The following is a 13,914-nucleotide window of genomic DNA, read 5'->3' as shown; positions in this document are numbered from 1 at the left end:
CCTTTATTCCGTTTGCGCGGTTTCTTTGGCCTGATTGATGGCGTTGTGCAGGGTATGCCAGGCCAACGTGGCACATTTAACCCGTGCAGGAAATTCACGCACACCCGATAACACTTCCAGCTTGCCCAGGTCCCGATCTGGATGAGCCTCTGTCAGCATGGCATGCATATCTTGAAAGAGCGACTCAAACTCAGCCAGAGTCAGACCTTTAACAGCTTCGGTCATCAAGGACGCCGACGCCTTGGAAATGGCACAGCCATGACCCACAAAGCTGACTTTCTGCACAATGCCGTCTTCGACAACGGCATACACCGCCAGCTGATCCCCACACAAAGGGTTGTGGCCATTGGCGAAATGGCTGGCATTTTCTATTACTTCAAAGTTACGCGGGCTACGGTTGTGGTCGAAAATGACCTCTTGGTAAAGCTCGCGCAGCCCGTTGAAATCCTGGCTCATTTAGCCAACTCCAAATAGTTTTTGCGCTTTGCGCAGGCTGCCCAGCAAAGCATCAATATCAGCGTAATCGTTGTACAGGGCAAAAGAAGCACGCGCCGTACCCGGGATGCCAAACCGCGTCATCAAAGGCATGGCACAGTGGTGACCGGCACGCACTGCTACCCCATCCATATCCAGGATAGTACCCAGGTCGTGCGGATGAATACCGTCAACCAGGAAAGACACAATCCCAGCCTTGTGTTCCGCCGTCCCGATAATGCGAATGCCAGGCATGGCCAGCAAGGCTTCGGTGGCGTAATCCAGCAGCAGTGCTTCGTGGTCGGCAATACGCTGCATGCCAATACGCATCAAATAATCGATGGCGGCAGCCATGGTAATGGCACCAGCGATATTGGGCGTCCCCGCTTCAAAACGCTGCGGCACGGGCGCGTAATTGCTTTTTTCAAAGCTGACAGTGGTGATCATGTCACCGCCACCCATCCAGGGTGACATGCTGTCCAAAATGTCGTAGCGCACATACAAGGCGCCCATGCCGGTTGGCCCGTAAAGCTTGTGAGCCGAAAATGTATAAAAATCGGCATCCAGGGCTTGCACGTCCACCACACCGTGGGGGACGGACTGGGCACCATCCACCAGCACCTTGGCGCCGACCGCATGGGCCTGACGCGTCATTTCAGCAATGGGGTTAATCGTCCCCAGCGCATTGGAGACATGGACCACGGCCAGCAGGCGGGTTTTCTCATTGAGCAGTTGCTGGAATGCTTCCTGATCCAATTCACCGTTGTCCAGCACGGGCACCACGCGGATGATGGCGCCGGTACGCTGGGCAACCAGCTGCCAGGGCACGATGTTGGAGTGATGCTCCAGACCTGTCAGCAAGATCTCGTCGCCTGCCTTCAAGTTATCCATGCCCCAGCTGTAGGCGACCAGATTAATGGATTCCGTGGTGCCACGCGTAAATACAATCTCTTCATCACGGGCGGCATTCAGAAATGCCCGCACTGTACTTCTGGCCTGATCGTACAGCTCAGTAGCATGTTGAGACAGCCAATGCACACCCCGATGGATATTCGCATTGGACTGCTCATAGAATCGCGCCTCGGCCTCAATGACCGAACGCGGCTTTTGCGTCGTCGCACCGTTATCCAGATAGGACAAGCGTTGCCCCCGGATCGGGCGGGCTAGGATGGGAAAATCCTCGCGGTGATTCAGCAAACCAGCAGCAGTTACGGGCATGGGCGCATTCATGCAAGATCTCCAAGGGCGAGCCCGCCCGGCAACAACGCATTAATACCGACAGTGGCACGGCTACGCAGGCTTTCAGACGCAATGCGCTCCAAGGACTGGGCGGCAAATGCATAAATCAGCATATTGCGGGCATCTTCCATGCTCATGCCTCGCGAGCGCAGATAGAACAGGCTATCGGCATCCAGTTGGCCCACCGTGGCCCCGTGAGCACACTTGACGTCGTCAGCGTAGATTTCCAGCTCGGGGCGGGAATCTGCCCGCGCCATCTTGGACAAGAGCAAGCTGTCCGAACGCTGTACCGAATCCGTACCATCGGCACCCTTGCCCACCAGCACACGACCACTGAACACACCGCGGGCGGTGTCTGCCAGAATACCGCGGTAGAACTCACGACTTTGGCAGTTGGGCTGGGCATGGTCAATCAGTGTGTTGTGGTCGACATGACGACGACCATCCACAAAGTACAAGCCGTTAAACAAGGTTTCGCAACGCTCGCCGTTGAAAACGGTAGCAATATCGTTACGGGCAATACGGGCACCGAAGGACAGCGAGTGCGAATTGAATACCGAGCCGCGACCTTGCTGCACATCGATGGCCGCCAGGTGAAAGTCTTGCAGCGCTTCCTGCTGCAACTTCATGTGCGTCAGATTGGCATCTGGGGCCACGTTCAGACGAGTCACGACGCTGCTCAAGGACGCATCCATGCCGTCCTGACCTACATAGTGCTCAACCACCGTTGCACTGGCACCCGACTCCAGAGAAATCAGGTTACGCGTGAAGCTGGCGCTGCCCCCTTGGGTGCGAACAAAAACCAAATGGACCGGTTGCTCCAGGTGCTTGCCAGCGGCGATATGCAAGGCGGCACCATCCTGAGCCAAGGCCAGGTTCAAGGCTGCGGTCGAAGCGCCCTGGGACTCATCACCGTAAGCCTGCTGCAACCAATCTGCATCGCGCTCCAGACAGGCGCTGAGCGAAGCCAAACGCACACCAGCGGGCAATTCGTCCAGGTGCGACAGCGCCGCATCGTAGTGACCATCCACAAAGACCAGGAAGTACCCGTCCTCTTGTTGGCGCACCGACGCCACCAGCTCCGCTGCCGATGCTGATTTGCGTGGCGCGAAGCTTTGTTGTTCCAGCAAAGCCAAGGAGGTGTGATGCCAGGCTTCAATGCGTGTGGTTGGCCAGCCTTCTTGTTCGAAACGCTCCAGCGCACGCTGACGCACAGCGCTTAGCCATGGCAGACCGGCTCCAGATGCTTGTGCAGCCTGAGCGGCAAAGCTGTTGACCCAATCCGGCAGACTCATACCGCAGCTCCCTTGGCTTTCTGTTCGGCCTCTGCTTGTTCCAGCACCCAGCCGTAGCCACGCTCTTCCAGTTCCAGGGCCAACTCACGGCCACCGGAACGAATGATCTTGCCACCGGCCAAAACGTGCACAAAGTCAGGCACGATGTAATCCAGCAGACGTTGGTAGTGAGTGATCACCAGCAAGGAACGCTCGGGGGAACGCAGACGGTTCACGCCGTCAGCCACCACGCGCAAAGCGTCAATATCCAGACCGGAGTCGGTTTCGTCCAGAATGGCCAGCTTGGGCTCCAGCAGACTCATTTGCAGAACTTCATTGCGTTTCTTTTCGCCGCCGGAAAAGCCTTCGTTCACCGAGCGGTACAGAAACTCTTCACGCATACCTACAATCTTCATTTCCTCTTTCACGCGCTTGAGGAAGTCCATGGCGTCCAGCTCAGGCAGACCCTGATGACGACGCACGGCGTTCACCGAAGCACGCAGGAAATAGGCGTTGGACACACCGGGAATTTCGATGGGGTACTGGAATGCCAGGAACAGACCGGAACGGGCGCGGTCTTCAATCTTCATTTCCAGCAGGTCTTGACCCAGCCAATCAACCGAACCACCTTCCACGGTGTAGTCTTCACGACCCGCCAGAACCTGGGACAAGGTGCTCTTGCCCGAGCCGTTCGGACCCATGATGGCGTGAACTTCACCGGGTTTGATTTCCAGGTTCAGGCCTTTAAGGATAGGTTTATCTTCAACCGAAGCGCGCAAATCTTTAATCGTCAGCATTTCATTATTCTCCTTAACCTACACTGCCTTCCAAGCTGACGCCGAGCAAATTCTGTGCTTCGACCGCAAACTCCATGGGCAATTCTTTAATCACTTCTTTACAAAAGCCGTTCACGATCATGGAGACGGCGTCTTCGGCTGTCAGGCCGCGCTGCATGGCATAAAAGAGCTGATCCTCTCCAATACGCGAAGCCGTCGCCTCGTGTTCCACACTGGCACTGGGATTCTGCACTTCCATTGTCGGGAAGGTATGCGCAGCGCAGCGCTTGCCAATCAGCAGCGAATCACACTGAGTGTAATTGCGGGCGTTCTCTGCCTTGGGAGTAATCCGCACCAAACCACGATAGGTATTGATGCCCTGGCCGGCCGAAATCCCCTTGGAGATAATCGTGCTGCGGGTATTGCGCCCCATATGGATCATCTTGGTGCCGGTGTCCGCTTGCTGACGGTGATTGCTCAGGGCGACCGAGTAGAACTCCCCTTGGGAGTCATCGCCACGCAGCACCACGCTGGGGTATTTCCAGGTAATGGCCGAGCCGGTTTCAACCTGCGTCCAGGAGATGTGCGAACGTGCGCCACGGCATTCGCCACGCTTGGTGACGAAGTTGTAAATACCGCCTACGCCGTCCTTGTCACCGGGGTACCAGTTTTGCACGGTCGAGTACTTGATCTTGGCGTCGTCCAACGCGACCAGCTCCACGACCGCAGCGTGCAATTGGTTTTCATCGCGCATCGGCGCCGTACAGCCTTCCAGGTAACTGACCGACGCGCCCTCTTCCGCAATGATCAAGGTGCGCTCGAACTGGCCGGTGTCGCGGGCATTGATACGGAAATAAGTGGACAGCTCCATGGGGCAGCGCACCCCTTTGGGGATGTACACAAAGGAACCATCAGAGAACACAGCCGAGTTCAGTGCGGCATAGAAGTTGTCGCTGGGAGGGACCACCGTGCCCAGGTACTTTTTGACCAGTTCCGGATATTCACGTACCGCTTCGGAAAAGGAACAGAAGATCACGCCCACTTCTTCCAGTTCTTTGCGGAAGGTGGTGGCCACCGAGACCGAGTCAAACACGGCGTCAACGGCCACACCGGCCAGACGTGCGCGTTCGTGCAGGGGCACACCCAGTTTTTCATAGGTGCGCAACAGTTCAGGATCGACCTCATCCAGGCTCTTGGGACCATCGGCCTTACTTTTGGGCGCGGAGTAGTAACTGATGTCCTGAAAGTCGATTGGCGGGTACTCCACAATCGACCACTTGGGGTACTTCATGGTCAGCCACTGGCGGTAAGCAGCCAGGCGCCATTCCAGCATGAACTCCGGTTCGCGTTTTTTCGCGGACAGGAAACGGATGACGTCTTCGTTCAAACCTTTCGGTATGGTTTCAGACTCGATGTCGGTGACAAAGCCTGCCTCGTAATCACGATCGAGGAAGGTGTCCAGATGTTCGTTGACGGTACTCATTCGGTTAACTCCACGTTGGAGGTGTTCGCCTTGTTTCTGTTTTTCAATTCGGGACCCGGCTTGTGTGTCAGGGGAAACTCGTTAACGGGCACGCGTATCATGTCTGCAACACTGACCTCTTCCAAGGTACGCCGGACAATATCGTTGATACGCTGCCAGTTACTGCGTATGTGGCAGTCTGACTCCACGGAACAGGCTCCAGGAGTGGCAACACATTCGGTCAAGCCAAAGGGCTGATCTTCCAGTGCATCAATAATCTGCGCTACACTTATCTGTTTGGCGGGGCGGCCCAACACATACCCTCCGCGTGCGCCTCGACTACTGATTACCAGTTCATGCTGGCCCAGCAGTTTAAGCACCTTGCTGACAGTTGGTTGGCCCAAACCCAGGATGGCGGCCAAGTCAGACGCACTGAACACACGGTCTGGATCGCCAGCCATGTGTGTCAGCACCAAAGTGCCGTAATCAATGATTTTACTGATTCGCAGCATTCCTTCTCTCTGAACAGGTCGTAGAACTATATAGTACTGCTTTGGTACTATATGGTCAAATTATCCCTGCAGACTTTGCTGGATATTCCACATACGGGCATAGGCGCCATCCAGGGCTAAAAGTTCGTTGTGCGTGCCCTGCTCCACTATCTGGCCACGCTCCAGAACCAGGATCAGATCTGCGTCCGTAATCGTGGACAGGCGGTGGGCAATGATCAAGGTGGTACGGTCACGGGCGATCTCATTGAGTTCGGCCTGAATGGCCCGCTCCGTACGCGTATCCAGCGCACTGGTCGCTTCATCCAGGATCAGCACCGGCGGGTTTTTCAGCAAGGTACGAGCAATCGCCACGCGCTGTTTCTCACCCCCGGACAACTTCAGTCCACGCTCGCCCACCACGGTCTCGTAGCCATCCGGCAGGCTTTGAATAAAGTCATGAATACTGGCAGCACGGGCAGCGGCAACAATCTGCTCCTTGCTGGCATCGGGACGACCATACGCAATATTGTGCAAAATCGTATCGTTAAACAGCACCGTGTCTTGCGGAACGATACCAATATGGCGACGCAGACTCTCTTGTGTCCACTCGTTTAGCGCACGGTCATTAAACAGAATCCGCCCGGCGGTCACATCGTAAAAACGAAACAACAGACGCGACAAGGTGGACTTGCCCGCCCCTGAAGCCCCCACCACGGCCACCGTCTTGCCTGCCGGAATCTCGAAACTCAGGTTCTGGATAACCGTGCGACGCTTATCGTAGGCAAAACTGACGTTCTCAAAACGCACACTGGCCTGTGTACAGGACAACTCTTGGGCATTGGGTGCGTCCGTCACCTCCTGCTTGCGGCGCAGCAGGGAGAACAAACGCTCCATGTCCGCCAGGGAGTTCTTGATCTCGCGATATACAAATCCCAGAAAATTCAGCGGTGCGTACAGCTGAGTCAGAAAGGCCGAGACCAACACCACATCCCCTACCGTCATGGATCCGGCCAACACCCCTTGCGCAGACATGAACAACAAAGCGGTAACGCCAATACTGATGATAGAGGCTTGCCCGATATTGAGCAGGTTCAGCGATACCTGATTACGGACGGCAGCCTGCACCCACTGACCCATATTCTGGTCATAACGATTGATTTCATACTCCTCGTTGCCAAAATACTTCACGGTTTCATAGTTGAGCAAAGCATCAATGGCACGGGAGTTGGCACGGCTGTCCAGATCATTCATGGTGCGCCGATAACGCATGCGCCGCTCCGTGACCAGCAGGGTAAAGACAATATAAGTCGCAATGGTTCCCAAGGTGACGGCCGCAAAGGTCCAGTCATAGCGCCAGAGCAAAATGCCGCACACCAGGGCGATTTCCAGCAGGGTGGGCAAAATATTGAAAACCAGAAAATTGAGCAAAAAGCTGACGCCCTTGGTGCCCCGCTCAATATCCCGGCTTAACCCACCCGTCTGGCGCTCGGTATGAAAACGCAGTGACAGATCCAGCAGATGCCGAAAGACATTATTGGCAATCAGGCGAACTGCGCCTTGCGTTACCCGTGCAAACAGGGCATCGCGGATTTCCCCCAAGGCACTGGAGGCCAGCCGCACCGCCCCATATCCGAGCAGCGCCGCCACAGGCAGCATCAGCGCCGTAGCCGGCAGACTCAAAGCATCGATGACCTGCTTTAAGTAGATGGGCATCAGGACGGTGGCCACTTTCGCCAGAATCAGGCAGGCCAAGGCCACAACCACGCGGGTTTTGAAACGCCAAACGTAAGGAAATAGAGATTTCAGGGTGCTCAAACCACCGGAGACACCATCAAGCACTTCAGGACGAGGAGGCACACGCAATAGAGTCGCGTTCAATAGCAAAAGGCCAAAGAACAGCGGACAGGTTCAAAAGAGGTTGCAGCACAAAGCTGAAATCAAGGTCAAACTGGCAGCATGCCCAGTCCACACACAGCCAGACTCCTGAGCTGTCCTTGATACGAATACAACAAAACGATTAGCCGCCTACTTTTCCTGCCAGATGAGCAGGCGTCAGGCAATCATCAAGTATAGCTCCGGGCACCTGACTCCTACACCAAGACCCTAACGCCGGCGTGCTTGTTTCAAGCCACATTGCTCCAAAAAGTGCTGTGCATCCAGCAGCCCGGTGGAACGAATGCACAGGATTGGCTCCCCATTCCCGACATCTCTGCCATTGCAATGAAAATGCTGGCAATCCAGCACTTTGTTACCTTCCGGCCTTCTGCGAAAGGCATACAATACCTGCTTGTCCGAAACGGGTACCCATCCGATCAGAATGGCGCCTGAGACACGGGCAACTGGCTTATAAATTCCTTTACCGTGCAAAAGTCATCCATGCCGTCTTCTTCTTTCTCGTATTCTTCTTCCCTGGATCAGTTAGCCGCACAGGACAGCCAGGCGCTGGATGTGCTGTACGACCGGGAAGCACCCTTGATGCTGGCTTTGGGCCAGGCCGTTTTGGGTCGCCGCATTGATGCTGAAGAGGTTCTGCGCGACAGCTTTGTCCTGTTGTGGAAAAATGCCGCAGGCTACGACCCCGATCTGGGTGAGGGCCGTGCCTGGATTTATAGCATTCTGCGTTTCAGATTGCTGGCCCGTTTACGCCAGCGTACGCAAAGTGGGGATAGCAGTTACGCTTTGCCCGCCATTAAGCCTCAGTCAGGACAACGATTCATTCCCGCCCTGGGGAAACTGGACGGTACCAGTCAACGCGCCATGATTCATGCCTATTTGCATGGCAACAGCTATGAGCAATTAGGCCCTCAACTGAATCGATCCCCCGCTCAGTTGCGCGCCGTGGTTCAGCATGGTCTGCAACAGCTCACCCCTTTAATCAATGAAGGCAATGCCAACGACCCGCGCCATGCCGTCATGATTGGCGAATACACATTGGGCTTGCTTAGTCAGCATGAATTGGCGCAGGCGCACACGCTGATGCAGCAAAATGATCAGGCCGCTCGTCTGGCATTGGCCTGGGAGCAGGCCTGGCTGGAGCTGGTGGATTGTCTGACCCCTACCGTCCCAGCCCCCACCAGTCTGGCGCACATCCACCATACCTTAGGGTTGCCGCCGCCTGCCGCACGCCGTCAGGCAGGCAGCCCGATTAGCCCCGAGAAGGAAGTTCCTGCGTCGCCAGGTGGCGGCGCAGGGGCGATCGCGGCAGCGAACAGCACAGCAGCTAAAACAGAACGTCAGGAACCCAGCATCAAGACCAGCAATGCGATTGACGGCACAGCCAAGCCAGCCATTCGTAATGAACCACGCTGGTCCGCAGACAGCACAAGCGCCACTGACAAGGCCGAGGAGCATGCTCCGCCCTTTCCCACTTTGTTGCGCGCCGACGCTGACCCTGCAGCCAAATCGATGATTCCCACGCCCGACTTGCCCCCTGTCGCGCCGCCCAGAAAAGGGAACAAGAAAAAACCTGCCAACAGCGAAGTGCCCCCCAGCCTGACCAGCGAGAAAAAACCGGCACCCGAGGCCGCAGAGGAAGGAAAAAAAGCGCGTGGCTTTGCAATGCCCTTGCCCCTGCTGCTCGGTGGTTTGGCCGTTGTCGTAATACTAGGTTTGGCCATTGCCCTGTTCATGAACATGAATTCGGAACCACCGGTCAATGTCATTGAAATGAAGCCACGTCAGGCAGCGATCCTGCAAGCTCCCGGCCAATCCTCGACGCCTGCCTGGATTGCGACGGTGGACCCGCAAGGAAATGTCCTGCTGGTGCCCAAGGTCAATACCGAAGTTAAAGCCACCCAATCCGTGCAGTTATGGACTCACACGCCCCGTGGGACACAAATCCGCTCCCTGGGTTTGATCGACCCCAATCGTCCCATCACCGTCCCCGCTGCCTTGATCGGCACGGTCGAAGACGAACAGATTTTTGAAATGACGCTGGAAGCCGAGGGAGGCTCCAATAGTGGCGCACCGGAAGGCCCCGTCCTTTATATAGGCCGCATTGTCAGTTTTGGACAATTGGACAATCTGCCTATCAGCAACAAGGAGGCTAGCTCGTCGGCAACGCGCTCCTGAACGCCGTATCCAGACGTTCCAGCTCATCAATCTCCGCTGCCGTAAAGCCTGCCTCCAGGCGGGCTTTACGATTGAACGGCCCCCGCAGGCGAGGGGCGCGGTAATGCTGCGCCAGTTCACCATAGGTATCGAAATCGGATAAACCCTGCTCCTGGCAGACTTTGCGATACCAGTAGTTCCCCAAGGCCACATGCCCCACCTCATCACGCAAGATGATGGCAATAATGGACGCGGCCTTCTGGTCGCCGGCCTCCAGCAGCTTGCTGTGGACCACCGGACACGCGTCCAGACCGCGCGCCTCCAGAGTTCGAGGCACCAAGGCCAGCCGTGCCAGCAAATCGAAGCGGGTTCGCTCTGCCATCTCCCACAGGCCATCATGGACAGGCAAATCGCCGTAGCGGACCCCCAAGGTTTGCAAATGATCGTTTAACAACTCAAAGTGCAAAGCCTCTTCCACCGCAACTTGCAACCAGCCCGCGTAAAACGAATCTGGCAAGCCCGGGTAACGCCATAACACGTCCAAAGCCAGGTTAATGGCATTGAATTCAATATGCGCCAGGGAGTGCAATAAGGCCGCACGCCCCTGAAGGGTGTGTACTGAGCGCCTGGGCACCTGTTGAGGACTGACAAAACGTAAGCCGGGCGGCCTTCCGGGCACACCAGGTGGCTCATCCAGATGCTCATGCGCCCCAACAGGCAAACCAGGGGGAATGGCTCGAACGGCAGCCAGCTTGGCAGCCGGTTCTTGCACCACCAGGGCTTGTAGAGCTCGACGACGTAGATTCACTGTTCATCCTTCCATGAAAAAAGGCCGGCACCCAGGCCGACCTTCCTTCCCACCGACAATCCGGAATTACTGGGCAGAGCCCGGGTCTGTCATGGCCAGGGCCTGATCCAGCATCGCCTGGATCTGTCCCAGATTGGTGCGCAGGGCTTGCATCTCCTGACCGGTCAGACGTACCGCCGCTTCCTGGTCAAACGGCATATCCGGACCATCGCCCAGACGATTGCGTGCGCCGCTGATGGTAAAGCCCTCGTCGTACAGCAAGCCGCGAATCCGGCGAATCAACAGCACTTCATGGTGCTGGTAATAACGTCGGTTACCACGTCGCTTGACAGGCTTTAGCTGTGTAAATTCCTGCTCCCAGTAACGCAAGACATGGGGCTTGACCAGACAAAGCTCGCTGACTTCACCGATGGTGAAATAACGCTTGGCAGGGATAGGAGGCAAGGTCGCCGTTTTTTCGTTTGTGCTCATGGCCACTGATGCTCATCGACAATAGGAATGATTTTACACGTTCAGTCAGGCAAAACTGTACGCAAACGTACCAGGATTTAGTCCCGGTCATCCTCGGGCGCCACCGGTGCGCCTTCAACGACACTCTTGAGCTTTTGACTGGCATGAAAAGTCACCACCCGGCGCGCCGAAATAGGAATGACCTCACCCGTCTTGGGGTTGCGACCAGGACGCGGGGGTTTATCCCGCACCTGAAAATTACCGAAACCGGACAACTTGACCTCTACACCGTCGGCCAGGGAATCGCGGATCTCAGCAAAGAAGGTATCCACGATATCTTTGGCTTCCCGCTTATTCAAACCAACACGTTCAAACAAGAGTTCTGCCAGGTCCGCTTTGGTCAAAGTACGCTCTACGTTCATTGTGTCTCCTTATGCCCGTGCCCGTGCACCATGCGCGGATACCAGTGCCGCCAGCAATGCTTCCAGGCATTGCTCGACACGCTCATCATCCAGCGTGCTTGCGCTGTCCTGCAGCCAGAAACGAATGGCCAGACTCTTTTCCGACGCATCGTTCTTGTCACGCCAGACGTCAAACAACTGAATGTCTTTGACAATTGCCGCGGATGCTACGCTGCGGCGCACTTGATTGAGCGTATCCAGCACCGCTTGATAGGATACGTCTTTATTGACCCAAACTGCCAGATCACGCTGCACCACGGGCTGCTTGGAGATCTCCTGGGCATGCACCACGTCGTCACGCGAAATCGCCTCGACATCCACCTCAAAAACCACCGGGGCCTGGTTCAGACCAAACTCACCCAACCACTGGGGATGGACTTCACCAATCCAGCCTATGGTTTTACCCTCCAGCTTCACACTGGCGCTACGACCAGGATGCAAGGCCGGATGAACTTCAGGTTCAAACCGTACGTGAGCAGCCCGTTGACCCAGCAAGGTCTCCAGGTCCCGTTTGACATCAAAGAAATCCACAGGGCGGTCGGCTTGGCCCCATTGCTCACTCACGACAGAACCCCAGGCCGCCGCCGCAATGCGATTCGGCTGATGGATGCCGGCCACTGTCAATGCGCCATTTTCTTGCGAAGCATCCCGCAGGAAAACACGGCCAAATTCAAAAACCCGCACACGAGACTGCCGGCGGTTGGCATTGTGTTCGATATTGGCCAACAAACCAGGGATCAAACTGGTGCGCATGACAGCCAACTGACTGGCAATCGGATTGAGCAAGCGAATCGGGTCAGCCTGCCCGTTGATCCCTTTTTCCCAGGACTCTTGCACAAAGGAAAAATTGATGACTTCCTGGTAGTCCTGCCCCGCCATGACAGCACGCAAGGCATGCGGACCGCGCAGGGCTTCCTCAGGAACGCGCATGTGGGCTGCGGCGACTGGAGGAAGATCAGGGATATTTTCAAAGCCATAAATACGAGCGACTTCCTCGATCAGATCCTCTTCGATCGTCAAGTCAAAACGGTAGCTGGGCGGCGTGACGGTAAACACACCGTCGGCGACCGAAAAGCTCAGGCCCAGGCGGGTAAAGATGCTCTCGACCTGATCCTGCTCCAAAGCGATGCCCAGCACACGACGACAGCGCTCCAGACGCATGGCGACAGGCTTGCGCTCCGGCAGGGCCACAATCTGGTCATCCAGGGGGCCAGCCTGACCACCACAAATTTCCAGTATCAAGGCGGTGGTGCGCTCCAGATGCTGGGTAATGGAATCAAAGTCCACGCCCCGCTCAAAACGATGGCTGGCGTCCGATGAAAATTTATAGCGACGGGCACGGCCCATGATGGCTTCCGGCCACCAGAAAGCCCCTTCCAGATACACATCTGTCGTGTCCAGCGTGACGGCACTTTGTTCGCCGCCCATGATACCGGCCATGCTTTGCACTACATCGTTAACCGCGATCACGCCAACATCGGTATCCAGCTCGACGTTCAAACCGCTCAGCAGCTCCAGTTGTTCGCCTTTACGTGCCCAACGCACTTCCAGGCCAGACTGTACGTGCTGCAAATCGAACACGTGCGTAGGACGGCCCAGCTCCAGCATGACGTAATTGGAGATGTCCACCAAAGCAGAGATCGAACGCTGGCCACTACGCTCCAGACGGGTTTTCATCCAGTCCGGGGTTTTCGCACGCGCATTGACGCCACGAATCACACGACCGGCAAAACGGCCACACAGATCAGCGTCTTTCACGGTAACGGAAACGCGATCTTCAATCGTGACAGGAACAGGAGTGAAGTCGGGCAGTGTCAATGGTTCGCCCGTCAGAGCGGCCACTTCACGCGCCACGCCCAGCACGGACAGGCAGTCCGCACGGTTAGGCGTCAATTTCAATTCGATAATCTGGTCGTCCAGATCCAGCAGCTCACGCAGGCTTTGCCCCACGGGTGCGTCCGTATCCAGTACCAGCAAACCATCGTGATCTTGCGACAGACCCAGCTCGCGACCCGAGCACAACATGCCGGCGGATTCCACACCACGCATTTTGACCGGGCCAATTTTCATGCCACCAGGCAGCGTTGCGCCAACACGAGCGACCGGGATCTTGATGCCTTGAGCCGCATTGGGGGCACCGCACACAATCTGCAGCAGCTTGCCCGAGCCGTCATCGACCTGGCACACGCGCAGGCGGTCAGCGTCGGGATGAGGGGCAATCTCGGCAATAAAGCCAACGACAACATTCTCGAACGCTGGCGCGGCGGCTTGAATTTCTTCAACCTCCAGGCCAGCCATCGTCAGTTGATGACCCAGTTCTTCAGTTCCCAGTTTGGGATTCACAAAGCGGCGCAGCCACGATTCGGAAAATAACATGATGCAAAGATGGAGACGTAAAACGGTGTATACCGGAACCGACCGGGCCTGTC

At 56.3% G+C, this 13,914-nt stretch carries 12 protein-coding genes; 1 reads left to right on the top strand and 11 read right to left on the bottom strand.

Going from position 1 to position 13,914, the window contains the following annotated elements; genetic code table 11:
• Positions 1–3: 3 nt before the first annotated feature.
• From sufU to FE795_RS07965, 7 genes are read right to left on the bottom strand one after another with little or no spacing between them, the layout of a single operon-like run.
• A complete protein-coding gene (gene sufU, locus FE795_RS07995) occupies positions 4–456 on the bottom strand; it encodes a Fe-S cluster assembly sulfur transfer protein SufU (protein WP_003800334.1) in 453 nt (150 codons plus the stop codon).
• The gene (locus FE795_RS07990; protein WP_003800337.1) at positions 457–1,704 is read right to left on the bottom strand and encodes a cysteine desulfurase; all 1,248 of its coding nucleotides are present in this window, start codon (positions 1,702–1,704) and stop codon (positions 457–459) included.
• On the bottom strand, positions 1,701–3,008 hold the full coding sequence (gene sufD / locus FE795_RS07985) for a Fe-S cluster assembly protein SufD (RefSeq protein ID WP_003800341.1): 1,308 nt from the start codon (positions 3,006–3,008) through the stop codon (positions 1,701–1,703). The genes FE795_RS07990 and sufD overlap by 4 nt, the downstream gene beginning before the upstream one ends.
• Positions 3,005–3,784 (bottom strand): Fe-S cluster assembly ATPase SufC, encoded by a 780-nt coding sequence (sufC, locus tag FE795_RS07980; RefSeq protein ID WP_003800343.1) that lies wholly within the window; start codon positions 3,782–3,784, stop codon positions 3,005–3,007. Before sufC ends, sufD begins: the two co-directional genes overlap by 4 nt.
• A gap of 13 nt (positions 3,785–3,797) precedes the next feature.
• Positions 3,798–5,246: a Fe-S cluster assembly protein SufB gene (gene sufB, locus FE795_RS07975; RefSeq protein ID WP_003800345.1), complete on the bottom strand. Its 1,449-nt coding sequence runs from the start codon at positions 5,244–5,246 to the stop codon at positions 3,798–3,800.
• A complete protein-coding gene (locus FE795_RS07970) occupies positions 5,243–5,737 on the bottom strand; it encodes an SUF system Fe-S cluster assembly regulator (protein WP_003800349.1) in 495 nt (164 codons plus the stop codon). The genes sufB and FE795_RS07970 overlap by 4 nt, the downstream gene beginning before the upstream one ends.
• Positions 5,738–5,797: 60 nt before the next feature.
• Positions 5,798–7,579, bottom strand: coding sequence for an ABCB family ABC transporter ATP-binding protein/permease (locus FE795_RS07965; RefSeq protein ID WP_059317672.1), 1,782 nt, complete (start codon positions 7,577–7,579; stop codon positions 5,798–5,800).
• Between the two features lie 513 nt (positions 7,580–8,092).
• On the opposite strand from FE795_RS07965, the gene FE795_RS07960 reads away from it, so the two are divergent.
• Positions 8,093–9,787 (top strand): anti-sigma factor domain-containing protein, encoded by a 1,695-nt coding sequence (locus tag FE795_RS07960; RefSeq protein ID WP_131071687.1) that lies wholly within the window; start codon positions 8,093–8,095, stop codon positions 9,785–9,787.
• On the opposite strand, the gene FE795_RS07955 is transcribed toward FE795_RS07960, so the two are convergent.
• The 4 genes from FE795_RS07955 to pheT form a co-directional block, all read right to left on the bottom strand.
• Positions 9,762–10,574, bottom strand: a complete 813-nt coding sequence (locus tag FE795_RS07955; RefSeq protein WP_059317674.1) for a ferritin-like domain-containing protein — start codon at positions 10,572–10,574, stop codon at positions 9,762–9,764. The two genes, FE795_RS07960 and FE795_RS07955, sit on opposite strands and share 26 nt — an antisense overlap.
• 66 nt (positions 10,575–10,640) lie before the next feature.
• A complete protein-coding gene (locus FE795_RS07950) occupies positions 10,641–11,045 on the bottom strand; it encodes a MerR family transcriptional regulator (protein ID WP_003800357.1) in 405 nt (134 codons plus the stop codon).
• A 77-nt stretch (positions 11,046–11,122) separates the two neighbouring features.
• Complete coding sequence (locus FE795_RS07945; protein ID WP_059317675.1) at positions 11,123–11,446, bottom strand: integration host factor subunit alpha; 324 nt, start codon at positions 11,444–11,446, stop codon at positions 11,123–11,125.
• 9 nt (positions 11,447–11,455) lie between these two features.
• Positions 11,456–13,861: a phenylalanine--tRNA ligase subunit beta gene (gene pheT / locus FE795_RS07940; RefSeq protein WP_219235987.1), complete on the bottom strand. Its 2,406-nt coding sequence runs from the start codon at positions 13,859–13,861 to the stop codon at positions 11,456–11,458.
• Positions 13,862–13,914: the final 53 nt, after the last annotated feature.

This window comes from Alcaligenes ammonioxydans (assembly GCF_019343455.1).
GTDB classification, from domain to species: Bacteria; Pseudomonadota; Gammaproteobacteria; order Burkholderiales; family Burkholderiaceae_B; genus Alcaligenes; species Alcaligenes ammonioxydans.
Note: the sequence above shows the minus strand (reverse complement) of the source record. Positions and strands in the feature narration are given on the sequence as shown.